The 25,462-nt window shown below is 43.2% G+C and carries 24 protein-coding genes; 13 read left to right on the top strand and 11 right to left on the bottom strand.

Annotation, left to right across the window (positions count from 1 at the left end; all coding sequences use genetic code 11):
- Positions 1 to 6 precede the first annotated feature (6 nt).
- Complete coding sequence (locus D6856_RS03440; protein WP_120685738.1) at positions 7 to 1,947, top strand: ABC transporter ATP-binding protein; 1,941 nt, start codon at positions 7 to 9, stop codon at positions 1,945 to 1,947.
- A gap of 184 nt (positions 1,948 to 2,131) precedes the next feature.
- On the opposite strand, the gene D6856_RS03435 is transcribed toward D6856_RS03440, so the two are convergent.
- The 9 genes from D6856_RS03435 to D6856_RS03395 all read right to left on the bottom strand — a co-directional run bounded on the left by D6856_RS03435 (position 2,132) and on the right by D6856_RS03395 (position 8,160).
- A complete protein-coding gene (locus D6856_RS03435; protein ID WP_022764589.1) occupies positions 2,132 to 2,494 on the bottom strand; it encodes a response regulator in 363 nt (120 codons plus the stop codon).
- Between the two features lie 178 nt (positions 2,495 to 2,672).
- Positions 2,673 to 3,077: a hypothetical protein gene (locus D6856_RS03430; RefSeq protein ID WP_120685737.1), complete on the bottom strand. Its 405-nt coding sequence runs from the start codon at positions 3,075 to 3,077 to the stop codon at positions 2,673 to 2,675.
- Complete coding sequence (locus tag D6856_RS03425; protein ID WP_120685736.1) at positions 3,074 to 3,607, bottom strand: hypothetical protein; 534 nt, start codon at positions 3,605 to 3,607, stop codon at positions 3,074 to 3,076. Before D6856_RS03425 ends, D6856_RS03430 begins: the two co-directional genes overlap by 4 nt.
- A gap of 3 nt (positions 3,608 to 3,610) precedes the next feature.
- Complete coding sequence (locus D6856_RS03420) at positions 3,611 to 4,102, bottom strand: DUF4860 domain-containing protein (RefSeq protein WP_092245821.1); 492 nt, start codon at positions 4,100 to 4,102, stop codon at positions 3,611 to 3,613.
- 15 nt (positions 4,103 to 4,117) lie between these two features.
- Entirely contained in the window at positions 4,118 to 4,462 is a 345-nt protein-coding gene (locus D6856_RS03415; protein ID WP_120685735.1) for a hypothetical protein, read from the bottom strand.
- Positions 4,463 to 4,466: 4 nt separating this feature from the next.
- Complete coding sequence (locus D6856_RS03410; protein ID WP_120685734.1) at positions 4,467 to 5,522, bottom strand: type II secretion system F family protein; 1,056 nt, start codon at positions 5,520 to 5,522, stop codon at positions 4,467 to 4,469.
- A 26-nt stretch (positions 5,523 to 5,548) separates the two neighbouring features.
- Positions 5,549 to 6,517: a transglutaminase domain-containing protein gene (locus tag D6856_RS03405; protein WP_092245812.1), complete on the bottom strand. Its 969-nt coding sequence runs from the start codon at positions 6,515 to 6,517 to the stop codon at positions 5,549 to 5,551.
- A complete protein-coding gene (locus D6856_RS03400; RefSeq protein WP_120685733.1) occupies positions 6,514 to 7,239 on the bottom strand; it encodes a GGDEF domain-containing protein in 726 nt (241 codons plus the stop codon). Before D6856_RS03400 ends, D6856_RS03405 begins: the two co-directional genes overlap by 4 nt.
- A 99-nt stretch (positions 7,240 to 7,338) precedes the next feature.
- Positions 7,339 to 8,160, bottom strand: coding sequence for a histidinol-phosphatase HisJ family protein (locus D6856_RS03395; protein ID WP_158588812.1), 822 nt, complete (start codon positions 8,158 to 8,160; stop codon positions 7,339 to 7,341).
- A 205-nt stretch (positions 8,161 to 8,365) separates the two neighbouring features.
- On the opposite strand from D6856_RS03395, the gene gap reads away from it, so the two are divergent.
- The 5 genes from gap to D6856_RS03370 all read left to right on the top strand — a co-directional run bounded on the left by gap (position 8,366) and on the right by D6856_RS03370 (position 14,301).
- Positions 8,366 to 9,391 (top strand): type I glyceraldehyde-3-phosphate dehydrogenase, encoded by a 1,026-nt coding sequence (gap, locus tag D6856_RS03390; RefSeq protein ID WP_092245802.1) that lies wholly within the window; start codon positions 8,366 to 8,368, stop codon positions 9,389 to 9,391.
- A gap of 295 nt (positions 9,392 to 9,686) precedes the next feature.
- On the top strand, positions 9,687 to 10,922 hold the full coding sequence (locus tag D6856_RS03385) for a phosphoglycerate kinase (RefSeq protein WP_120685731.1): 1,236 nt from the start codon (positions 9,687 to 9,689) through the stop codon (positions 10,920 to 10,922).
- 16 nt (positions 10,923 to 10,938) lie between these two features.
- Entirely contained in the window at positions 10,939 to 11,685 is a 747-nt protein-coding gene (gene tpiA / locus D6856_RS03380) for a triose-phosphate isomerase (protein WP_120685730.1), read from the top strand.
- Between the two features lie 150 nt (positions 11,686 to 11,835).
- Positions 11,836 to 13,389 carry a sodium/proline symporter gene (locus D6856_RS03375; RefSeq protein ID WP_120685729.1) on the top strand — a complete coding sequence of 518 codons (1,554 nt, stop codon included), beginning with the start codon at positions 11,836 to 11,838 and terminating at the stop codon, positions 13,387 to 13,389.
- A 234-nt stretch (positions 13,390 to 13,623) separates the two neighbouring features.
- The gene (locus tag D6856_RS03370; protein WP_120685728.1) at positions 13,624 to 14,301 is read left to right on the top strand and encodes a hypothetical protein; all 678 of its coding nucleotides are present in this window, start codon (positions 13,624 to 13,626) and stop codon (positions 14,299 to 14,301) included.
- Between the two features lie 44 nt (positions 14,302 to 14,345).
- Here the strand turns inward: D6856_RS03370 and D6856_RS03365 are convergent, their stop codons facing one another.
- Both D6856_RS03365 and D6856_RS03360 read right to left on the bottom strand, forming a co-directional pair.
- Positions 14,346 to 14,843 (bottom strand): shikimate kinase, encoded by a 498-nt coding sequence (locus tag D6856_RS03365; RefSeq protein ID WP_092245784.1) that lies wholly within the window; start codon positions 14,841 to 14,843, stop codon positions 14,346 to 14,348.
- Between the two features lie 9 nt (positions 14,844 to 14,852).
- On the bottom strand, positions 14,853 to 15,236 hold the full coding sequence (locus tag D6856_RS03360; protein WP_243114021.1) for a C-GCAxxG-C-C family protein: 384 nt from the start codon (positions 15,234 to 15,236) through the stop codon (positions 14,853 to 14,855).
- 164 nt (positions 15,237 to 15,400) lie between these two features.
- Here D6856_RS03360 and D6856_RS03355 point away from each other — a divergent pair, with 164 nt between their 5' ends.
- From D6856_RS03355 to D6856_RS03325, 7 genes are all read left to right on the top strand, one after another.
- Positions 15,401 to 16,324, top strand: a complete 924-nt coding sequence (locus tag D6856_RS03355; protein WP_120685726.1) for an AAA family ATPase — start codon at positions 15,401 to 15,403, stop codon at positions 16,322 to 16,324.
- Positions 16,321 to 17,382, top strand: coding sequence for a DUF58 domain-containing protein (locus D6856_RS03350; RefSeq protein WP_120685725.1), 1,062 nt, complete (start codon positions 16,321 to 16,323; stop codon positions 17,380 to 17,382). Before D6856_RS03355 ends, D6856_RS03350 begins: the two co-directional genes overlap by 4 nt.
- Positions 17,318 to 19,576, top strand: a complete 2,259-nt coding sequence (locus D6856_RS03345; protein ID WP_207667260.1) for a transglutaminase-like domain-containing protein — start codon at positions 17,318 to 17,320, stop codon at positions 19,574 to 19,576. Before D6856_RS03350 ends, D6856_RS03345 begins: the two co-directional genes overlap by 65 nt.
- A 117-nt stretch (positions 19,577 to 19,693) precedes the next feature.
- A complete protein-coding gene (locus tag D6856_RS03340) occupies positions 19,694 to 20,350 on the top strand; it encodes a hypothetical protein (protein ID WP_120685723.1) in 657 nt (218 codons plus the stop codon).
- A gap of 179 nt (positions 20,351 to 20,529) precedes the next feature.
- On the top strand, positions 20,530 to 21,192 hold the full coding sequence (locus D6856_RS03335; protein ID WP_120685722.1) for a hypothetical protein: 663 nt from the start codon (positions 20,530 to 20,532) through the stop codon (positions 21,190 to 21,192).
- 107 nt (positions 21,193 to 21,299) lie between these two features.
- A complete protein-coding gene (locus D6856_RS03330) occupies positions 21,300 to 24,527 on the top strand; it encodes a DEAD/DEAH box helicase (RefSeq protein WP_158588811.1) in 3,228 nt (1,075 codons plus the stop codon).
- Positions 24,528 to 24,742: 215 nt separating this feature from the next.
- Positions 24,743 to 25,450 carry a LytR/AlgR family response regulator transcription factor gene (locus tag D6856_RS03325; protein WP_092245765.1) on the top strand — a complete coding sequence of 236 codons (708 nt, stop codon included), beginning with the start codon at positions 24,743 to 24,745 and terminating at the stop codon, positions 25,448 to 25,450.
- Positions 25,451 to 25,462 lie beyond the last annotated feature (12 nt).

Genomic DNA, 25,462 nt, shown 5'->3' with positions numbered 1-25,462 from the left:
TTTGTTATGGCAGAAAAGGTTAAAGAGATAAAAGTAGGACCGGGCGGCGGTAACAAGCGCGGAATGCCTGCACCTAAGATAGAAAATCCGGGAGCATTATTGAGCAGGATAATGGGATATGTTTTTAAGTATTATCCCATTCATATGATAACTGTCCTGGTGTGTATTCTCGTGACGGTTTTTTCGAGCATTCAGGGAACCTTTTTTACAAAGAGTCTCATAGATTCATATATTCAGCCTATGCTGGACAGCGGAAGCAATGATTTTACACCGCTTCTTTTGGCTATAGCAAGAGTGGCTGTATTCTATGCTCTTGGCGCTTTGGCGTCATATGTTCAGGCTAGAGTGATGGTATACATCAATCAGGGTACTCTTAAGAGACTTCGTGAGGAGCTTTTTGTTCACATGGAGAGCCTTCCTATAAAGTACTTTGATACACATGCTCACGGCGATATCATGTCAGTCTATACCAACGATATTGATACTCTTCGTCAGATGATAAGCCAGAGTGTTCCTCAGCTTATAAACAGTACCATCACGATAGTAAGCGTTTTGGTATCTATGTTTATTTTGAGTGTACCGCTTACATTTGTGACACTTTTTATGGTGGCTGTTATGCTGTTTTGCTCAGCTATGGCTACCAAGGCTTCGGGAAAAAACTTTGTGGATCAGCAGAAGAATCTCGGTGCGCTTAACGGCTATATAGAAGAAATGATGACAGGTCAGAAAGTGGTCAAGGTATTTAACCACGAAGCTGAAAATATAGCTAAATTTGATGAACTTAACGAGGCGCTCTGTAACAGCGCATTTAAGGCTAACGCTTATTCCGGATCGCTCGGACCTATCAATGCGCAGCTTGGTAATACCAGCTATGTTATCTGTGCCATGGTCGGCGGTGCGATAGCTCTTTCAAACAATATAGCGGTTGGTTTTACGGTCGGAGCGCTTGCGTCCTTCCTTACGTTTAACAGAAATTTCAGTATGCCGATCAACCAGGTCAGCATGCAGTTTAACTCGATCATCATGGCTCTTGCCGGAGCAGATCGTATATTTAAGCTTCTTGATGCGGAGCCTGAGACAGATGACGGATATGTGCTTCTTGTTGACTGTGAGGAGAAGAACGGTGAGATTGTTGAAGCCGATCATCACACGGGACACTGGGCTTGGAAGCACTATCATAAGGCTACGGATACGACAACTTATCAGAAGATGGAAGGCGATGTTACCTTTAACGGCGTAGACTTTGGATATACGGATGATAAGATGGTTCTTCATGATATCGTACTTCATGCGACACCGGGACAGAAGATCGCATTTGTCGGATCTACGGGTGCGGGAAAGACTACGATAACCAATCTTATCAACAGATTCTATGATATCCAGGACGGTAAGATCAGATACGATAATATCAATATCAACAAGATCAAAAAAGCGGATCTGAGACGTTCTCTCGGAATTGTTTTACAGGATACACATCTGTTCACGGGAACGGTTGCGGATAATATCAGATTCGGTAAGTTAAATGCGACAGACGAGGAAGTAATCGCAGCAGCCAAGCTTGCCAATGCTCACAGCTTTATTAAAAGACTTCCCGAAGGCTATGATACTATGCTTACGGGAGACGGAGCCAATCTTTCTCAAGGTCAGCGCCAGCTCCTTGCGATCGCAAGAGCTGCTATCGCAGATCCTCCGGTTCTTATTCTTGATGAAGCTACATCATCGATTGATACAAGAACAGAGAAGATTGTTCAGGACGGTATGGACAAGCTTATGAAGGGCAGAACAACGTTCGTGATTGCTCACAGACTTTCAACCGTAAGGAACAGTGATTGTATCATAGTTCTAGAGCAGGGCAGAATAGTAGAGCAAGGAACTCACGATGAGCTCATTGCAAAGAAACAAAGGTATTATCAGTTGTATACAGGAATGAAGCCGGAAACGGCGTGATAATGAAAATGAAAAAAGGGAATGCAGGTGCATTCCCTTTTGAATGTCATTAAAAGGAAGTTCGACTCTCGTAGCGGAACATAGAACAAGGAACTTCCGCTCTCGGGATAAACCCTCGACGGAAGACGTTCAAACTAGCTTCGAAAAGACCTCAGCAAGTTCTCTCAGCCGCTAAGTGATTACTTTAGCCGATAGCCTTCTTAACAGCCTCAAGTACACGGTCTGCCTGGAAAGGCTTAACTATAAAGTCTTTAGCTCCGGCCTGAATGGACTCGATAACCATAGCCTGCTGACCCATAGCAGAGCACATAATGCAAACAGCGTTGGGGTCTGCAGCCTTAATTCCCTTAAGGGCACCGATACCATCAAGCTCAGGCATTGTGATATCAAGAGTTACAAGGTCGGGCTTCAACTCATTATACTTTTCGATAGCGACCTTACCGTTCTCAGCTTCTCCTGCAATCTCATATCCGTTCTTAGAAAGGATGTCTTTGAGCATCATGCGCATGAAAGCGGCGTCATCAGTAATGAGTATTCTTTTTCCCATATTGAACCTCCAATAAGTATTTTTAGTTGCCACAAAAATATAAGCAATTTTATTTTTGAAAAAAAGTAGTTCAGTACATAATCTATTGTACCACATGATTTCGATTATGAGCGTTAAAACGTTATTATAAAAAATTAAAATTTGATAAATTTCACTTTTTATCGCTTTATGAACTAAATTATTCCGCAACCGGAAGAGTGTAGTCATACTCGGAATCATCGTGGTTTACTATCTGCCATTGAATTATACTACAACTATTGTTTGAATTGAATGTTTTTTTTGAACTATTTGACATTATCGTAATATCGAGTGATTGACTATCGTTTATCGGTATACTTTCTTGGTGTATTTCTTTATCGCCTTCACTATCATAACCTGAACTTACGGCTGCGACGAAAGCATTTCCTTTGTGACAGGCCTCATAGTAGGAAAGCTGCCTCTTTGCAAGGTCATTACTTAAGTTGTAGTCGGCTCTTGAGTTTACAATAGTTAGTGTGGCAAAAGAAATAAGGCAAAGAACCGTAAATATTAGCAGTATAGAAGCGCTTCCCACGCTGGAAGCACTGCGGCTTTTGCTTTTCATTCCGCCTCCTTTCCCGCGCCGTAATAATCAACAGAGCACGAAAAGATGATGTCTTTTGAATCCTTGGGCATGGAAGAAATAACATCCGAAGTGTTTCTGATATCGATGATCGCTATATCACCTACCATGGCGTCGCCTTTAAGATTGGTGTTATAATCCGTGACATCGCTGTACACGTCAGAAGCTTTTCTTTTACTTGCGGTTAAGATGGCTTCATATGAAGCATCTGTAGTTGACTCTCCGTAGAGATTCCAGTTCTTGTCAAAAAACAAAATGACGGTATCGGGTGTTGAATATGCGGTCGTGTAGATCTGAGATATCCCGCTGATATCTCCTTTTCCCGCGTAAAAAGCCTCAGCGAGGTTTTGACTCCAAACAGTCGCATGGCTAAGATTCGTTGTCTTTTCCGCAGTTAGATGTGCGGAGGCAAACAGCCTGATGCATACTGCCGCAGCCAGGGAAAAGAAAAACACCGCTATTATAAGTTCCATCAGGAACAAACTTGATCTGGCATTATTTTTCTCGTTCATCGCTCAGGTGTCTGTACTCCTTCTTGTTATCAGAAAATCTTCAACTGTGCCGTCATCCAGCGTTACAAGTACTCTGAAAAAGGCGTCATCAATTTCTTTTATGTCAAAAGAGCTGATCTTAAGGATTTTCTGACCTGCCTGCGGATAGATCTCTGACAGATCGCTTCTTGCATAAAGCTCCATAAGATAGCCGTCGTGATTATAGATGTAAGTATTATACAGAACACCGTCTGTTTCATCCTGCATTACAAGTGTATTCTGACCGAATATGTTATCGACGAATACACGTCCTTTTTCATCGGACTGTCTTATCTTTTCGGAAATATAGGCGCAGGATATTCTGTGCGAATAGTTTCCGGACATTGCTTCCACGTTCTTTTTGTACACGCCCGCACCGATGATGATCACCGTAACGGCGCAGATGATAAAAAGAAAAAGAAGGCAGATTACAAACAGTGTATCTATTACGTGAGATCTTTTTCCTTCAAGTTCCATCAGATAAAATACCTCTTATTTGTTAACCTTGATAACTGTGACATCGGGATACAGATTGGCTGCGACCGGTCTGTAATCCACAAAAAAAGTAGCGTCGTCATACACAAGGCCGTAGTGCTCTTCGATATATGAAAGACTGGGTGGATAGCGACCTTCGATCGCATAGCACTGAACTATATCTCTGGCAATGGCGTTTTCAAGCGATTCCTGCTGCTTCTCGATCGTACTTTTGCCGGATGCATCAATAGCAAGGAATACAAAAACCGCAACGAGAATAAAGATGATAACGGAAAACCATCTGTAGAAATCACCTGTAATGCCGTATATTAAGCTTTCTTTGAATCTGAATCTATGTGCCATATTTTTAACCTATTGTGGACATGATTCCCATAAGAGGGAGGATGACCGACATGAGGATCATTCCGACGATTATAGAAAGAACGATGACAAGAGTGGGCTCAAGTACAGAGATAAGAGAGTAGATGCGCCTTTGCGTGTCTTTTTCGAATCTCTCCGCGATCTGGGCCATTGCTTTATCAAGCGAGCCGGATTTAAATCCGACTGCAACCATCTGCGAGTAAAAAGAGGTAAATATACCTGTCTTTTCAACGGCTTCAGGGAAGCTGTCACCGTCAAGAAGAAGTGTTCTGCACTTGTCTATTTTTTCTTTCATGTCAGAACTTTCAACCAGTTTTTTAACAAGGTTAAGACCTTCATAAGTATCTATGCCGCTTGAAAGAGTAAGTACCATACCGCTTGCAAAACGCTCACTTTCAAGCTCCTGTGCAAGACGCTTGGTGGGACCGAATGAAGCGATGATCTTTTTGAAATTTCTTTTTCCGTGCTCTGTAAATGAGAAGTATATAAATCCCACTGCGAGCAGCACCAGGATTGCTATAAGGATAAAAGAGTATCTGTTGAGTGCAAGTCCCATATTGAGAAGCGACTGTGAAAAGCCGCTCATGCCTGTTCCGAGCTGAGCAAAAACCTGTTCAAAGATGGGAAGCACTTTGACTATAAGGACTGTTATAACGATCATCATCATGAACACCATGATAAGTGGATAGCTTACGGCGTTTTTGATGTTCTCACGGATCGACTCTTCGCGTTCATAGTAGTCGGAGAGTGATTCCATTACAACGTCCATATTTCCCGATTCTTCACCGATCGTGACCATGTGAATCACGTAGTCGGGAAAGACTTCGCTCATCCTAAGGGCAACGTGGAATTTCTCGCCGCTCTTTAATATCTGGCTGATCTTACCGAGTATGGCTTTGGAAGCCTTGTCTTTGGAATCTTCCATTAGGATCTCGATTCCGTCGACAGGAGCAATGCCGGCTTTTATGAGCAGAGCCATTTGTCTGCAAAAACCGGATATTTCATAGCTGTTTAGTTTCTTTTGTTTTGAGGTAGCTTTCATAGCCTGTTCCCTTTTCCGTAAGAAAATTAGTAGATGTATTTTACAGAGTAGTTATCACCCTCGTCCAAGAAGGAGCGGAGTTTACTCTTTTTGGTTGTTGAAGCCAAGGTGGGATCCATGAGTGACCAGTCGACGCCGTCAAATTCGATCATTCCGTTGATCCATCCGATATCCGTCACGTATGCGCTGAGCCATGCGTGATAGGTGGTTCCGGCGTAACCGATCTCCATCTTGGTGGGGATGTTCTGGCTTCTGAGCATGGCGGTCATTAGTGCCGCGTAATCCAGGCAGATGCCTTTTTTGTCTGTATAAACCTGATCTATATCGGGTAAATAGCTGCTTTCGACTGATTTTGCTTTATCGTGATCGTAGCTTATGTTTTCTATCACATAGTTGTAGACCTGAGAGATTACCTCAAGGTCGTTGTCACAAGGGTATGCAAGCTGCTCGGCTTCTTTTACCCCAAGAGAATCTTCTGTGAAGGTCACAAACTGATTGGGATAAAGAAACGGCATAAACTCGCTGTTTAGTTTAACTTCGATCTGTGTGGAAAAGACAATGGAATATCTTTTTCCTTCTATATTTTCAAATACATTTATCATGTAGCTTCCGTCTCCTGATTGGAGTGGGAAGATCTCATCCGTCGGCTCTTTTGAATTGAGGTTGTATGTGTAGACGACCTCATCCGGTCCCGTGATCTGAAGCTTGACCTTGGGTGAAGTTCCAAGATAGCGCACAGATACATAGCCTTCGGAAGAGTTGGAATAATCAACGCTTGCAAATTCATTATCTTTCGTGGCCGTTCCCGGATGCGACGGAACCAGGCATACGGGAGTGTTGTCGCGAGTGCCCTTTTCCGTTCCGAGATTACCGTAGCCTTCGGGAACTGTCGATTTATGGAAAAAACCGCAGGCCGAGGTGCTTAATATCAAAGCAACGGTAACTGACAACGGCAATATTTTATTTTTGGTAAAGCTCTTTAGTTTGTGCTTCATGAAAGTACCTGAGGAGCGTCCTTTAATTTCTTGTATGCTTTTGAAATAAGCTCGGATATTCTTGTTACCTTTTCGTCTGAGTTAAGAACTCTTGCATATGCGATCTCGATCGGAGAGCCGACGCCGAGCTCGTTGTAGCCGTGGAGTCTCTTGGTCAGATCCATGAGGAACATATCGGCGTTGTTGGAGTCGCAATCTTCCATAAGGAGTATGAATTCGTTTCCGCCGTTTCTTCCGATGTAGCCGTAGCTTTCGCCGACATCTTCAAGAATGTAGCAAAATTCTGCAATGAGATCGTTACCCTGAGCGTGACCTTTTTTGGAATTAACATTATACAGATCGTTTATCTTCATCAGGATAAAGCCGGCGTTTTCGAGCTTGTCCGAATCATTGAAGGTTTCGAATAAAAGGTCGCAGCTATACCTGTTCGGAAGGCCTGTTAGTCTGTCGAGATATGCCATCTTATTGAGCCTTTCGCCTATGGAAGCAGTCCTTTTCAGAATATAGAAATCAATGATAAAAGAGATCGCGAATAGAATAATGGATACCGTAACAAGACCGATAAGCCAGCCGGTCTTTGAAAGAAATTCCTTGTTCTTGTTGACGATATATGCCAGCATCACGGTTATAAGAAGTAATACAAAAAGAGAAACCACTTTATATATAAAGATGGAATTATATATGTTGGTACGTTTACTCTTGGTGTAAAAATCAGCTTTCATGCCAACCTCCCGCTCATAAGAATAAAAGAATATGGTAATGCTGCTTTACTTAAGATTTTACACTATTTTACGTTTATTAGTAACTGCTTTCCGCGCGCGTTAGAGCTTGTGGAATATCGGAGCTCTTTTTTCAAAGGTGCAATATTCGTCGAACCCGCAAGATAGAGCAATTTCTTTTAACACGTCAAAAGAACCTGCGACTCCTTCCGGTTTGTGGGCGTCTGAGCCAAGGGTGATGATCTTTCCACCCAGCTCTTTATACCTTTTCAGCACGTCGCGGTGCGGATTGGGATCAGTTGCTCCTTTGAATATCGGCTTTGAATTAAGGTCAAGGCCCTTGTTGTTCTTGATAATATGAAGGAGAATCGCGTCAATCTCCTTATTGTAGCTTTGATAGGAATAATAGGAATTATCACCATCCGGAACATATCGGGTAAGATAATCGAGGTGCCCGAGTACGTCATAGTCGTTGAAAACTTTGAGGTTTTCCAGAGTGAGCTCGAAGTAGTCTTTAAGCATCTTTGCAGGTTCGACGCCATCCCAGAAATCGGGATAATAAGGGTCTTTTCTATTAATAAGATGGATCGATGCGATGACAAAATCGAAGGGCTCTGCCTTAACGAAATCGGAGTTTTCCTTGGCGATGTGAGTCTGCATGCCGACCTCGACACCGTATCCTATGTGGATCCTGTCTTTATATTTTTCCCGGTAAAAAGAGATTTCTTTATGATATGCCTTGGTATCAAGCAAAAAGGCGTCCTTTGGAAGATCGTCGTAGTGAGGATAATCAAGATCAAGGTGATCCGTAAAACATATATCCGTAAGTCCCTTTGACAGAGCGCTCTCTATCATAGATTCCATTGAAGCCGTGCTGTCAGAGGAGTTATGTGTGTGTAGATGGTAATCTGATGTGGGGATCATTGTATCACTCCGTTCTTTATAAAAATGAGATAGGGAAATCATATTTTTTTCTGTGGAATTTCCTCAGGATTATTTTAATATTCTTACTTGATTTATGCTACATTTTTTATTAGAATTAGAGTTGCTGATAAAAAATTATCAATTCTTATGATATTTAATGTAACAGCAATTATATTAATTAAATTCATTTTAGGAGGAACTTAAAATGGCAGTTAAAGTAGCAATCAATGGTTTTGGTCGTATCGGACGTCTTGCTTTCAGACAGATGTTTGAGCATGAGGGAACAGAGATCGTAGCAATCAACGATCTTACAGATCCTAAGATGCTTGCTCATCTTCTTAAGTATGATTCATCACAGGGCAAGTACAAGTACGCTGACAAGGTATCTTTCAGCGAGAACTCAATCACAGTTAACGGCAAAGAGATCACAATTTACAAAGAGGCAGACGCTAAGAACCTTCCTTGGGGACAGATCGGTGTAGACGTAGTTCTTGAGTGCACAGGTTTCTATACATCCAAGGCTAAGGCACAGGCTCATATCGATGCCGGTGCTAAGAAGGTTGTTATTTCTGCTCCTGCAGGAAATGATCTTCCTACAATCGTATATAACGTTAACCACAACACACTTACAGCAGATGACAACATCATCTCAGCTGCATCTTGCACAACAAACTGCCTTGCACCTATGGCTAAGGCTCTTAACGATTATGCACCTATCCAGTCTGGTATCATGGCAACAATCCATGCTTACACAGGTGATCAGATGATCCTTGACGGACCTCAGAGAAAGGGTGACCTTAGAAGAGCACGTGCAGGCGCTGTTAACATCGTTCCTAACTCAACAGGTGCTGCTAAGGCTATCGGCCTTGTTATCCCTGAACTTAACGGCAAGCTCATCGGAGCTGCTCAGAGAGTTCCTGTTCCTACAGGTTCAACAACACTTCTCTTCGCAGTTGTTAAGTCAAGCACAGAGGTAACTAAGGAGTCTATCAACGAGGCTATGAAGAAGGCTTCTGATCCTGAGACATTCGGATACAACGAGGATGAGATCGTTTCATCTGATATCGTTGGAATGACATATGGTTCACTCTTCGATGCTACACAGACAATGGTTAACAAGATCGGTGATGACCTCTATGAAGTTCAGGTTGTTTCATGGTATGACAACGAGAACTCATACACATCACAGATGGTTCGTACAATCAAGTATTTCGAGAAGTTCGTTAAGTAAGAACCCCGGGAGGTATTCCCGAGCGGTTGGTTCGCACTTAGTTCGGGCGGCTGTGAGAACCTGATGAAGTTTTTTTGAGTCTGGTTCGAACGTGTTACGGCGAGCATTGCGAGGCGTAACCTCCTTATTAGTAAGGCGCGAGAGCAGAACTTCCTTATTAGGAAAGGCGCGAGAGTCGAATTTCCTTGTGAAGTGAGGAAGCGCGAGAGCAGAACTTCCTTATGAATTAGGATTACTAAAAAGGGTCCGGTCCGTTTGGACCAGGACCCTTCATTTTTTATAAAGGAGAACAAATATGGGATTAAATAAGAAATCCGTAGATGACATCAACGTAAAGGGCAGACGCGTACTTGTTCGTTGCGATTTCAACGTACCTCTTAAGAACGGTGAGATCACTGACGAGACAAGAATCGTTGCAGCTCTTCCTACAATCAAGAAGCTTATCGCTGACGGAGGAAAGGTTATCCTTTGCTCACACCTTGGAAAGGTTAAGAACGGCCCCAACGAGGGCGAGTCACTTGCAGCCGTTGCAAAGAGACTTTCAGAGAAGCTTGGCAAGGACGTTAAGTTCATTGCCGATTACAACGTAACAGGCGCTGATGCTACAGCAGCTGTTGAAGCTATGAACGAGGGAGATGTAGTTCTTCTTCAGAATACTCGTTTCAGAGGCAAAGAAGAGACTAAGCCCGAAGAGGCCGGAGATGCTTTTGCAAAAGAGCTTGCCGATCTTGCAGACGATTATGTATGCGATGCTTTCGGTTCAGCTCACAGAGCACACGCTTCAGTTGCAGGCGTAACAAAGTTCATCACAGAGAAGGGTGGCAGCAACGTTGTTGGATACCTTATGCAGAAAGAGATCGATTTCCTCGGAAATGCGGTTGAGAATCCTGTAAGACCTTTCGTAGCTATCCTCGGTGGTGCTAAGGTTGCTGACAAGCTTAACGTTATCAACACACTTCTTGAGAAGTGCGATACACTTATCATCGGTGGTGGTATGGCTTACACATTCCTTAAGGCTAAGGGATATGAGATCGGTAAGTCACTCCTTGATGAGACTAAGATCGACTATTGTAAGGAAATGATGGAGAAGGCTGAGAAGTCAGGCAAGAAGCTTCTTCTTCCTATCGATACAGTATGCATCGATGATTTCCCGAATCCTATCGACGATCCTTCAATTGCTACAACGATCGTTGATGCTGATAAGATCCCTGCTGACAAAGAGGGTGCAGATATCGGACCTAAGACAATCGCTCTTTACGCTGATGCAGTTAAGTCTGCTAAGACAGTAGTATGGAACGGACCTATGGGTGTATTCGAGAACCCTGTTCTTGCTACAGGTACTAAGGAAGTTGCTAAGGCACTTTCAGAGACATCTGCTACAACAATCATCGGTGGTGGTGATAGTGCAGCAGCTGTTAACCAGCTTGGATATGCTGATAAGATGAGCCACATTTCAACAGGTGGCGGAGCTTCACTTGAGTTCCTTGAAGGTAAGAAGCTTCCCGGCGTATATGCTGCAGACAATAGATGAGAATGAGGTGAACATAATGGCACGTAGAAGAATTATTGCAGGAAACTGGAAGATGAACAAGACTCCCAGTGAGGCTGTTGCTCTTTGTAATGAGCTTAAAGATCTTGTTAAGAATGACGCTGTAGATGTTGTATATTGCGTACCCGCTATAGACATCGTTCCTGTTGTAGAGGCAGTTAAGGGCACAAACGTACACGTTGGTGCTGAGAACTTCTACATCGTAGACAGCGGTGCATACACAGGAGAGATTTCAGCTCCTATGCTCAAGGATGCAGGTGTTGAGTACATCATCATCGGACATTCAGAGAGAAGAGATATCTTCGGAGAGAACGATATCCTTATCAACCAGAAGGTTAAGAAGGCATTTGCTTCAGGCCTTACACCTATCCTTTGTTGTGGTGAGTCTCTTGCTCTTCGTAAGGCTGATACTTACAAAGAGTGGATCGAGAGACAGATCACTTGGGATCTTGACGGTGTAACAGCTGATCAGGTTAAGAAGCTTGTTATCGCATACGAGCCTATCTGGGCTATCGGAACAGGCGAGACAGCTACAGCAGATCAGGCTGAAGAGGTTTGTGCACTTATCCGTGCTCTTATCGCTAAGCTTTATGATCAGGCTACAGCTGATGAAGTTCGTATCCAGTACGGTGGATCAATGAATGCCGGCAACGCTGCTGAGCTTCTTTCAAAGCCCAACATCGACGGCGGACTTATCGGTGGCGCAAGCCTTAAGCCCGACTTCGGCAAGATCGTTAACGCGTAATTCCATATGTATGATAGTCCCCATGTGGTATCTGCCACATGGGGATTTTTTTTTCTAATACTTTTATAAGTGCATCGTTTAGGTTATTTACTCCCACATTTTAATTTGATAAACTAATAAAGTATTGGGTTATAGAAAGGGGTAAATAAAATGACACTATCACAGATTGGCATTATTATTTCCATTTTTGTCTACCTTGCCGGAATGCTTCTTGTAGGCTTTGTCAGCTCTAGAGAGACCAATGACGTCAAGGACTTCTATTTGGGGGGAAGAAAGCTTGGACCGTTCGTAACCGCGATGAGCGCGGAAGCATCGGACATGAGCGCATATCTATTGATGGGTGTACCCGGACTTGCATATCTTTCGGGAATTGCAGATGCAGGTTGGACGTGCCTCGGACTTATCGCCGGAACTTATCTTAACTGGCTTTTCACGGCAAGACGTCTTCGTAACTATACGGAGAAGCTCGATGCCATCACTATTCCTGATTATTTCAAAAAGAGATTTAAAGATAACAGCAATATTATTTTGTGCATAGGCGCATTCTTCATTTTGGTGTTCTTTGTGCCGTACACGGCATCAGGATTTGCGGCTTGCGGAAAGCTCTTTTCATCATTCTTCGGAGTTAATTATCAGCTTGCCATGATGGCATCGGCTGTTATCATCGTCGGATATACAACAACAGGTGGATTCCTTGCGGCATCCAAGACTGACTTCATTCAGTCCATTGTTATGACAGTGGCTCTTTTCTTCATTCTTGGATACGGCGTTGTAACCGCAGGAGGATTTGGCGCAGTAAAAGAAAATGCTGCTACGCTTGCTGGTTACCTCAGTATGAACGCTACACATTTAAACGCTGACGGATCAGCGGCTCCTTACGGAATATTCAACAAGATAACAATGTTCTGCTGGGGACTTGGATATTTTGGAATGCCGCATATCTTGCTTAGATTTATGGCTATCAGAAAGTCCTCAGAGCTTAAGGTTTCAAGAAGAATTGCTTCCGTTTGGGTAGTGTTCTCTCTTGCAATTGCTATAATTATCGGTGTTGTCGGAAGAGCACTCACAGTCGGAGGAGAACTTTCAAGCCTCATTATGGCAGATGATCCTTCAAACTCATCGGAAGCGGAGAGGCTTATTATTGTACTTGCGCAAAAGATAAGTGAAAACGGATTTATATTTGCACTTCTTGCGGGGCTTGTTCTTGCAGGTATCCTTGCATCAACAATGTCGACAGCGGATTCGCAGCTTATAGCGGCTTCGTCATCCGTTTCTGAAAACATTATTCAGGAGACCTTCGGAATCAATCTTTCCGAGACGGCAGCCATGATCACTGCAAGGGCAACGCTTATTACAGTTGCCGTACTTGGTGTTATCATAGCCTGGGATCCCAAGAGTTCGGTATTCGGAATAGTATCATTTGCATGGGCGGGATTCGGAGCTGTGTTCGGACCTATAATGCTTCTTTCACTGTACTGGAAGAGAACCAATCGTTACGGAGCGATTGCAGGTATGGTGGCAGGCGGACTCATGGTATTTATCTGGAAATACGTTGTAAGGCCCATGGGCGGCGTATGGGATCTGTATGAGCTTGCTCCTGCGTTCCTCGTAGCGATCATTGTTATTGTAGCAGTCAGTCTTATCACAAAAGCTCCTGAGCAGGAGATTACGGATGAGTTTGATCACGTTGCAAAAATGTCCTAAAAATTTTTATTCAAGAGATGATTTATGAAAAAAGTTTCTAAATGTTGCAACACAAAACTTTGAACCATGCGGGTTTATTCAAGTAAAAAAATAAATTGTAAATAAACTTGACATAATTTGTAAAAAGTAGTATAACAAAATACATGAGTGTTATAAAACATAACACTCATGTATTTTTTATTTGCTTAATTGAAAAAGCAAAAGTATCGCTTATAAACGAAAGGATTGATTATTATGAAAAAAATGGGAGTAAAGTTAATTGCAGGTATTGCTGCGGGTATTCTTACAACAGCAGGAGTTTTCGGTGTTGCTACAGCATCACAGATAAAGGTAATTGAGACTGTAGATTGCAAGATCGAGAGCAATTATTCAAGCTTGACAAGTTGTGAAGAAAAGGCAGGTACAACTCGTGGTGAGACAGATTTTTCTGAAATTTGGGAAGTGACTGAGTGGGCTCCACATGCTAATAATTCAGACGGATTTGCTTTGATTTATGTAAAGGGCTTTGACGGAGCGGTCCTTGTTTCCAAGCAGCATGATGACGATGCTGACAAGAAGGACGGTGGTCAGTATTGGTTCTTTACAAGAAAGAACGGAGAAAAAAAGGTAAGATGTGCAGGATGTCTTTATACAAATCAAGATCTTAGATATAAGGACGGCGTTATCTATGCATGCAATATAGAGGCACCGAGTGTAGAAGAAGCTTTTGAAACATATCTTATCGCTCCCGATGGAAAGAGAATTGTACATAAGGACTATGTTGATTCCGATCTTTGGGGATATACCAATGATTCAAACATCGAAAGTAACAAGGTAGCTTTCGATGGTGACATGGATGATTATCTTGCGCTTTGGGATATCTATTTCAACAAGGCTAAGGATGTTGAGATCGGATCTTATACAGGAAGATAAATTAAACAGAGCATGGAAATTAGTTTTCCATGCTCTGTTTTTATTTAGATCTTTGCAAGTATGTCCGCGATAACTTCTTCCATCGAATGGTCTTTTTCATCAATGGTGATATCGGCGTATTTTTCGTACAGAGGGCTTCTCTCGTTGTAGAGAGAGATAAGTGACTGATCCTTGCGCATTACGACGCCGCGCTGCTTGGCGTTTCTAAGGCGCTTGGAAAGAATATCCATATCTACCTTAAGGTAGATTACCCGGCCGATGTTCTTGTAGTGCTCCATCGCCTCTTTTCCGTAGACAACGCTTCCGCCTGTTGCGATGACGGTCTTCTCTGTTTCAATCTCAGAATTTACTTTGTTTTCAATCTCAATAAAGCCTTCGATTCCTTCGGCTTCAATTATCTCGGACAGCTTACGTCCGTCTTTTTTCTGGATGACAATATCCGCATCAACGAAATTATAACCCAGGATTTTGGCAAGTATGACACCGACGGTGCTTTTACCCGATGCGGGCATACCGACCAAGATTAAATTGTTCTTTTTCATTTTTACCTATTATTCTCCAATATATTTTTCAAGTATCTCTACGGCATTACGTACGCAGTCGTCGCATTCGCACAGCACTTTGCCGGTTTCGATCCCTTTGAGGATCTTGCATGTGCCTGCGCCGCATTTTGCTTCAAACTCTTTATATAATTCGCCTGCCTCACGGATAACGGGTTTTCCGTCGAATTTAATAAGTCCAAGGAGGATCTGAGCACCGATAAGTGCACCGCATGTGGCCTCCATGCATCCCATACCTATGCCAAAGGAAGCGCCCATTTTACGAAGCTCATCCTCGGAATAATCAACCTTATCCGCAAAAGCAACGAGCACTGCCTGACAGCAGTTGTGACCGTTGTGCTTAAGTTCTACCGCAAGTTCTTTTCTATCAGCCATAATCATTTCTCCCACTCAAAATAATAATCTAATTTTGCAGCACATATCTTTATACAACTTAATTGTGATAATTGCAAGTTTGATTAGAAGATGGCTTTAAATGAGTGGTTGAGTGTACGACTGTAAGGTATAATTAATATCAATAATACGTATGGGGTGAAGGTATGAGAGAAAAAGTTTTGGGGCTTAAAAGATGCATGGAAGAGAGAATTGTGGGAAAGGGCGACGTGATCGACAAAGTCATAGCGACGCTCATCGCAGGCGGGCATGTTCTGCTTGAAGATGTTCCCGGTGTAGGAAAAACGACGCTTGCCAAGGCGCTTTCCGATGCGCTCTCTATTTCTTTTGCAAGAATTCAATGTACACCGGATACGACACCGTCAGATATCACGGGATTTTCAATGTACGATTCCAACAAAAACGAATTTAAAGTCATGGAAGGACCTATAGTAAACAGCATTGTGCTTGCCGATGAGCTCAACAGGACATCGCCCAAGACACAGGCGGCTCTTTTGGAGGTCATGGAAGAGCACAAGGTTACTATAGACGGAAAAGATATTCCGGTTCCGCAGCCGTTTATGGTTATCGGAACGCAGAATCCTTCAGAGCAGGCGGGCACATATCCGCTTCCCGAGTCGCAGCTTGACAGATTTATGATCAAGATCTCCGTAGGATACCCTAAGACGAGCGCTTCCGTAAACATGGCTAAGAGCTTCCTTGAGGGAACGCTCCATGCCAAGACAGAGCCTGTTCTTTCGGGAAAAGATATTTTGGATATGCGCGCAGAGGCTGAGAAGATCGGCATTCATGACGACCTTCTGTCATATGCGGTAAAAATAGTTGAGGCTACCAGAAGCAATCCCGAAGTCGCTGTCGGAGCTTCTTCGAGAGCTCTTTTGTCCATGCTTAGATACGCGCAGGCTCTTGCCTACGTAGATGAAAGAGATTACTGCATTCCCGAAGACATTGCAAACGCCGCAGCCATGACACTTCCGCACAGGATCATCCTGACGACTCAGGCCAAGATGGGAAGAGTTGAAAAAGAGTTCCTGGTAAAACAGATCTTAGAGAAAGTAAGTGTATCATGAGGATCACTTTTCATAAAAAAGGCGTATGCCTATATCTTGTTTTTCTTATTGCGAGTCTGGTCTTTTCAAGCTTTTTCGGAGGAGCGGTCTCTTTTGTGTGGCTCTATGCCATGCTCCTTCTGATTCCCGTTTCGTTTGCATACATCTTTGTAAATTACAAGTTCCTTTCAATTTATCAGACTATGGATGTGCATAAGGTACTAAAAGGCGACGAGCATGAGTTTACGCTTGCGCTTGAAAACGACGGCGTTCTTCCCATCTACAGAATGAAGCTTGCAACGTACGTGGACAGGTGCGTACTCAAAGATATCGAGGACGGAACTGAGGTTAGTCTCGATTCTTTTAAGAGAAAAGAACTTAAGTCGGGGCTTAGCTGCAGATACGCGGGGGCCTACGATGTCGGCGCGGGAAATGTTTCTTTTACGGATCCTTTTGGAATCTTTACGGTGAGATTTAAGGTGCCGTATAACTTCAGGGCTATAGTAAGTCCGCGGATCACGGACGTCGGCGATGGCATTGTAGATATCGAGAACATAGTTAACAGCACCGGCCTTAAGAGCACCGTTCAGAATGAAGATATTCCGGGCAGCGATATGAGAGCGTATGAAAAAGGCGATTCGATTTCGTCGATCAACTGGAAGATTTCGGCAAAGCTGGGAGAACTCGTTGTAAGACTTCCCGATAAAAAAGAAAAACGAACGCTCACCATGATCCTCGAAGCGGCGGACGTTCCCGAGATCAAGTGGGATACGCAGTTTCTGAAGGATAGAGACCGCTTCCTTGAACTCATCGTATCGTGTGCATTTAACTTTGCGGGGCAGGGCGTTCCCGTTAAGCTCATCTATCCGTCGGGTACGATCAGGGAAAAAACAGTTAATTCCTACGAGAGTTTTCTTGAGTTTTACAACACCGTCGCGGACGGGATTTTCTATAGTTCGGATGCGGAAGTTACCAAGCTAAAAGAGATGATTACGGACAGGAGCAGCTATGGCGATGAAACGATCATCCTCATCAGAGAAAGACCAAAGAGCGGAGAAGAATACTGTGCTGTTATCTGATGAATTTCAGCTTCATATTTTTGTCTTTTCACTTCTTGTTATATGCCTTGAGAGCCTTACCTTTCTTGGCAGTTCTTTTGATGCGTACTACAGCCAAAGCTTTATATTTGCGACGATTGCCTTTTTTGCATTCTATGCATGTATAGGCCATGTTTTTGAGATGTTCGTGGGCAAAAGAGTTTCCGCGGTATTCTCGGTTCTTCCGAGTGTTCTCATATTCTTTTTATTAAATAAATCGGCATTTCAGGGTATCGCAGCCTCGGCACTTCTTGCCGCGGTTTTAAGGATTGTCTTCGTTTTACTTCCAAAGAAAAAAACGGTGATCACTATCGGAAGCTTTGTGCTTGGCGCTTTGTCTTTATATCTTTATTTTGAAAAAGACGCTGAATTTGCGGGCAAGATCACGGCGACGGTTTTATTCGTGTCAATTCTGATACTGATCTTATCCTCGGTTCAAAAGATCTTTTGCGAGAAAAAACTTTTTCAGACAAGAGAAGCTTTTCCGTTTTATTTCTTCATGATACTGGGGCTGCTTGTCTTGGTTATTCCTAAGCCCGAAAAGCCAATAGACTGGACTAAAGCTCTTGAATTTGGTGACAGATTCATAAGCTCTTTTAACTACTACATGCCCGATATCTTTAGCGGCGAAACGTATAAGTCGGGCTACAGTAACCTGGGCGTTACAGGCGGAAAGGTGTCGCTTTCCGATACTACGCAGCTTAAGCTTAAGACCTATGAAAGACCGTATTTTGTTTTAGAGGACGAGAGCGGGGCCAAGATAAAAAGGCGTAGGACGATGTATCTTTCCGGAGGAAAGGGAAGCGATAAGACTCAGATAGTAACGTTTGTCAATTTCCTTCATAACAACAACATTGATAAAGAGACGGCGAAGCTCTTTTCCGAGATTGGTTCGATTCAGCTTGAATATGCTTATCTTAAGACTAACGATGAGATTGCGCCTCTTAATGCTCTTTATCTTGAATCCGCGGGCAAGGCGGTCGAAGGCGGAAGAGCTAGCTCCGTTCATAAAAAGGGATATGCGCTTAACGTGACATATTTAAATATTGATTACGGAAGTCCGTACCTTTCGGAGCTTTTAAGAGACAATGGAAAAAACATGGAGGCGATGTCTTTTGACGAAGCGTGCGATTATTTCAGGAAGACATATGGCCCAAATCTTGATAAGTATGTAAGCCGCGAAGAATACGACGCGGTGTGTGCAAAGGGCTTTTCGGTAAATTCCGTTTTCGAGTATCTTGATACAAACGGAGCAGGCGCTGAGCTTTCCATGCTGGCAAAAGAGCTGACGGAGGGCGTTTCTTCCGACTATGACAAGTGCCGCACTATAGAGAAATACTTAAGACAGTACAAGTATTCAACGGATGTTGAGAGCACCGGAAATACGACTTATGATATCAATACATCGAAGGGCGCAAGTGCGCTTGCAGAGCGGTTTTTGTTTGAGACAGGCGAAGGATATTGCATACACTATACTTCTTCGATGGTGATGCTTCTTAGGCTTTCCGGAATCCCGGCAAGAGCCTGCGTTGGCTACCACTATGTTTTTCCGTTTGAGAAAGCTGATTCATATGATGTGAGCGGAAGATGCGCTCACGCTTGGCCCGAGGCATATATAGAAAACGTAGGATGGGTGCCTTTTGAGCCCACAAGCGCCTACAGATCTCAGGAAGATAATACCTGGAACAGAGTACGCGTAGAAGAAACCGAGCAGGTACAATACGGATATGAACCAAGTCATGCTCCCGTGATCACGCCGGATAAAGCGGATGATGACGATGATAATAAAGAAAAGAGTCTTGCGTATGAGCTTATACGCGTGGTTCTTCCTGTTATTGCAAGCGTGGTAATACTTCTTCTTGTTTTGGTGTTTGGAATAAAAGCGATTCAAAACATTAGATACAGACTGGCTTCGCTTGATAAAAAGCTTGAGATGGATGTTGCCGGCATAAAGAAATCGGTGCGCAAGAAATCCGCCGATAACTTTACGGACAGAGGTCTTCTTTCCGATTATGTTAAGCGAATTCCTTCGGAATTTCAGACGCAGGCAAAGGAAGTTTTTGGCGCATATTACAGGATGGTATACGGCGGAGACGGTGCTTTGCCTATAACTGGGGGAGATGTTATGAAAGCTAGGGAACTTTATGGGGAACTAAGCAGAAAAATAAAAAAGTAAAATACATAGGAGCAATAAGTTCAAAAATAAATTTGCGTGCTGTTTGACGATGTAACATGAATAATGTTATAAATAAGCTTGTCAGAACTTAACACTTATGAGCGGAAGGAGAGAAAAATGAATAAGCAAAAATTAATGGTACCGCTATGCCTTGCATCAGCAGGAATGCTTGCGGTTACCGGTCTTTTAGGCGTGCAGATGACAGGCAGACAGAAGATTACAGAGACAGTTGAGTATGTGATGGAGGAGAATAACGATTCAGGCTTGGCCTTCAGTAGTGAGAATGATTATTACTTCCTTACAGAATATACAAATATATATGATGTCTTGGAATCTCGTTTTGGTGATGAAAGTTCGGCTTTCGTGGTAGATAGTAATTTTGGAAGGTTGCATTACGACGGTGCTATTTATGGGATTGCAAAACATACCAATGGTTTTTATTCAGTATTTGTTTTTACCAGAAATGAAAACGGTTATTTACAATGTATAGGGCTGCTTAGATCAGATTCTCCCATACGTTGTGATGTAAACCGTTTATGGTTATTTAACACTGAGGGTGCTGTCAATCGTGCTGTGGAAACATATGCGGTATCAGATGACGGTAAAAGACTTTTACACGTGGAATATATAAGGCAAACATTTAAAGATAATGTATTTTACGCATACTACAATCCATCCACGCATGATAATAATCAAAGAACAAAGTTTAGCGCCGACATATGGACTTTAATGGATTACATGGATCGATATGCTAATGCAAATGCTATTTTTTAATAATACAACTTATAAAAATTATGCGTCTAAATAATTACAAATTTGACAACAAAATATGAAGCATGGTATAACAATTGCGTGGGGTTTTAGAAGACTCCGCGCATTTGTTTTATTAACAGACCGACTAACAAATATCAGGTATTGGTCGGGGCACTTGTCTAAAAGGAAAGGGGACAGAAATGAATAAAAAAGTAGTACACTTAGTAACAGGACTTGCGACCGCAGGAATGCTTGCGGCTACGGGATGTGTAGGAGCGCAGGCAATCAGGGGAATGATGTCTGTTGAAACCACGGAAACAGTTGAGTTTGCGATGGCGGAGAATGAGTCTGCTTTATCAGGAAGTCATAATCCCGGAACTACATCATACAATGAATTTTGGGAGATTTTTCATGAATTTGATAATTGTAAAGATGGCAGTTATGCATATGCTGAAGGGAAACATTCAGTAGGTTATGACGGAGAGATTTTAATAGTTACCAGTTCCGGTAATAGTAATAGCTATACATTTTATACTAAGAGAAAAAATGAACCGGTTAGATATGCAGGTACCCTTGAAACAAAAGATTCTATAAAATATAAAGATGGGGTATTCTATGTTCGTCATATCGAAGGATCTACATATTCATATGAGACGTATATAGTATCTTCTGACGGAAGAAGATTGATACACAGGGAATATGCTCAGTTAAATGGTTCATATTATGCATATTATAACTCTTCGAATAAATCGAACGATAGTGCTTACAAAAAAGAGCAAAGAGATGCAAAAAGCGTGTATCAAAATCTCGAAAAAGAATATAAGAGATTAAAAGGCATTGATTTTAAAATTTATTATATTTGATGATCATGATCAAGTGTACAAAAGAAACAGAATGGAAGCCCCAAGCCTCCATTCTGTTTCTCTTTTCTTATGAACAAAAATAAGCATTAATGCTATCATATAATCATATGTCAAACAATTCGCGCGACAACTTCACAAACGGCTATATTTCCGGCTCGGGGAGGCGGTTTGTTTCCGATGCTCCCGGGCAGTTTCACTATACCTCTTTTGAGACCAAGAGATTACTTCGCGAATATGAACCAAAGAGTGACGTTCCTATGCTCTATAGGAAAGAATCTCTTGTGGAACTTGAGCCGCACGCTTCTCTAAGTAGGGACAGGCTCACTATATCTTTTAACATCCGCTCGGGCAGCACGGGGCATAGCTATGTCCTAAAGGATATCATCGAGCTTCTTCATGCGATTTCCGATAAAAGCTTTGTTAGCTATGGTAAGCATCTTCAGTTTACACACGATATTTCAGCATTTTCGGAAGATTCCGCAAGGATCATCAGATTTCTTTATGCATATTTCAGAGAAAAACAGCTCGCCGACCCGTACACTTCATATTCGGGAAGCGGTGAGATCTCGTATTCGTACGCCAAGGGGCATGCCAAGCAGATAGAACTTACGGGGCATGAGATTGATGAGTTCTTCAAGGCTGCGGGAAGTGTGTACTTTATCAACACGGATTTCAGGGCGCGATATACGACTGAAAGACCGCTTGATGTCGTTAAGGTCTTTCCGCCGATCGATCTTCGAATTCGTAAGACTGATACCGGAATAACCTTTGAATCAGACGCCTTCACTATGTTTGAGGGCTATTCATACATCTTTTTTGAGAGAAAAAAGATGCTTCATATGATCGAAAGAAGTGACTGCGAAGCGATCATTCCTTTCATGCGCTTTCTTCTTGCAAGAAGGACGGAGAACGAGCTTTTTATTTCAGACAAGGATCTGCCGCTGTTTTCGACAGGTCTTTTTCCCATACTCAGCGAGTATTTCAATGTCAGCTGCAGCGGCTATGAGCCTGAGAAGTATTCTCCCGATGTTCCGGAGTTTGGGATTTATATCGACATGCCGGATCCGGACAAGATAACCTGCGATGTAAAGGCGACTTACAGGACTATCACGGGAAGTGCATTGGGTACGGCGGAGAGCAAGAGAAGCGAAAGTCTGAGCACAGGCTACATTTCTTTTAGCATCTTATCAGGAAGCGCGCGCCGCGACCGCGATGACGAAGACAGCGATATCAGGCGTAATTACTATCTGGAGAACAACACGGCGAAGCTTATAAGTCCTTATTTTGACAAAAAAGATGAAGAGAAGGGGCTTTTTGTTCTTGAGGGCGGGCTGTACGGTGATGACAGGCTGTATCGATTCCTTTCGGAGGATGTGCCGAGGTTATGCACATTCGGGGAAGTTTATTTATCCGATAATGTGAAGAAAGTCAGGATCACGGCGGCGCCGAAGGTTAAGCTTGGAGTGTCCGTAGTATCGGATCTTCTTGAGCTTTCCATGGTATCAGATGAGATCTCAAGCGAAGAGCTTGCGCAGATCCTTACTAAATACGATAGGAAAAAGAGATATTACAAGCTTAAAAGCGGCGAGATAATCGACCTTAAGAGCGGCAATTTCGATACTCTTTTTACATTAAAAGACGGACTTGGTCTTTCTGAAAAAGATATCGCGAAAGGCTACGCCAAGGTTCCTACGTACAGGGCGCTGTTCATAGATTCTCTGACAAGGACTGGCACAGAAAGCGCAGGCTTTGACGGCGCAGACGAAGCTTACGATAGCGACGATGCGGAATGCTACATCGGAATCGGCAAGAGCAGAGATTTCAAGAAGCTCATCGAATCTCTTTCCGGAATCGGGGAAAAGACCTATGAGGTTCCGGATAGCCTTAAAGACGTTCTCAGAGACTACCAAAAGACAGGTTATCTCTGGCTTCAGGCGCTTAAACATAACGGCTTTGGCGGAATACTTGCAGATGATATGGGACTTGGAAAGACGCTGCAGGTGCTGGCTCTTTTGCTAAGTCTTAAAGAAGAGGCGGCAGCAGAAGCCGGTACGGGTAAAAACAGCGATCGTAAGGCAGGTGCTAAGCACAGGTGCTCACTCATAGTTTGTCCTGCATCTCTTGTTTATAACTGGAAGCATGAGATCGAGAGGTTTACGGGCGAGCTTAACTGCGAGCTTGCGGTCGGAATAAAGCCCGACAGAGTAAGGATCTTGGATGAGCTTGAAGAAGAGAAGACTGACGTTGTCATCACATCCTATGATCTTCTGAGGAGAGACATTGACCTATACAGATACAAGAGTTTTGAGTGCATTATCATAGATGAGGCGCAGTTTATCAAGAACCCGGGAACGCTCGGTGCCAAGGCGGTCAAATCCATAAGTGCTTCCTTCAAGGTTGCGCTTACGGGTACGCCCATTGAGAACAGGCTCAGCGAGCTTTGGAGCATCTTTGATTTTTGCATGCCGGGATATCTTTTTACTTATAAGCATTTCCATGACAATATTGAGCTTCCGCTCGTTTCGGAAAAAGACGAAGCGGCAAGAGACAGGCTTAAGAAGATGATCGCGCCATTTGTGCTCAGAAGGCTTAAGAAGGATGTGTTAAAAGATCTGCCGGATAAGCTTGAGGAGAACATTTACGCGTCCATGACCGATGAGCAGGAAAAGCTCTACAAAGCACACCTTCAGCGGGTTAAGCTTATGGTTGATGATAGGAGCGAAGAGGATATTAAGAAGGACAGGATCGTTATCTTGTCGGAGCTCACAAGACTTCGCCAGATCTGCTGCGATCCGGGGCTTATTTATGATAATTACAAGGGCGGAAGCGCCAAAGCGGATCTCCTTATAGAGATGATAAAGAGCGCAGCCGAGGGCGGTCACAAGGTGCTTCTTTTCTCGCAGTTTACGACAATGCTTGAGCGGATAACGGAGCTTTTAAAGAAAGAGGGCATTGCGCATTATCTTTTGACCGGTGCAACTAAGAAAGAGGACAGAATAAGGCTTGTCGATGCGTTCCAGGAGGACGACACGCCGGTGTTCTGCATCTCGCTTCGTGCGGGCGGAACGGGACTTAATCTGACCGCGGCGGACATCGTCATTCACTTCGATCACTGGTGGAATATCGCGGTCGAGAACCAGGCAACCGACAGAGCGCACCGCATCGGACAGAAGAACGTCGTCACGGTTTACAGGCTCATAATGCAGGATACGATTGAGGAGAGGATCATACATCTTCAGAACAAGAAGAAAGAGCTTGCGGATGAGCTGCTTGACGAAGGAACGCTCGGAACGACGGCACTTACAAAAGAACAGCTACGCGAACTTCTTGGATAAAATATCAGGGCGAAAGATACGGTGAATTATCAGTACTTTCGCTCTGTTTTTATGCTTTTTTAAGAAAAGAACTAACGTTATATAGGGTATAATTATACTAACAACTGATAATTACAGACATAAAAAAGGGGGACTTGACGACAGGGGTTATTATTATATTGCGCACAATTTTTAGCACGCCATATTATTATTAACGAGAAACGGAGTACGGGTTCATGATCCAGCTTGCAATAGTTGAAGATGAAGATGCATATGCTAAGCAGCTTACCGAGTATACCGACAAGTATCAAAAAGAGAGCGGACAGTATTTTAAGATCACGAGATTCCGCGACGGAGACGAGATAACTAACGGTTACAGGGGGCAGTTTGACATAATCCTGATGGATATCGAGATGAAGCTTATGGACGGAATGACGGCGGCGGAAGAGATACGTAAGCTCGATCAGGATGTTGTTATCATGTTCATAACCAATATGACGAACTATGCGATCAGGGGCTATCAGGTCGATGCGCTCGACTATGTATTAAAGCCCGTGAGCTACTTTGCGTTTTCTCAAAAGCTCGGAAGAGCGATAGGAAGGCTTAATAAAAAGAGCAATAACATTATTTCCATAGACATGCCTTCAGGCGTAAAAAAGCTTGATATAGACAATATCTTTTACATCGAGAGCGAGGGTCATAACCTTAATTTCTACACAAGCGGAGGCGAATTTACTATAAGAGCCAAGCTCAAAGACTTTGATGAGCAGCTTTCAAAGCACGGATTCTTTAGGAGCAACAAGGGCTATCTTGTTAATCTTAAATACGTTGACGGAGTTGAGAACGGCAGCTGCATAATCGCAGGAAAGCAGCTCCTTATCAGCAGGGCAAGAAAGAGTGATTTCATGAGTGCTCTTACGGATTATATGGCTTCATTATCTTGATCATAAATACCG

The organism is Butyrivibrio sp. XB500-5, from assembly GCF_003625505.1.
In the GTDB taxonomy this organism is placed as follows: domain Bacteria; phylum Bacillota; class Clostridia; order Lachnospirales; family Lachnospiraceae; genus Butyrivibrio.
Note: the sequence above shows the minus strand (reverse complement) of the source record. Positions and strands in the feature narration are given on the sequence as shown.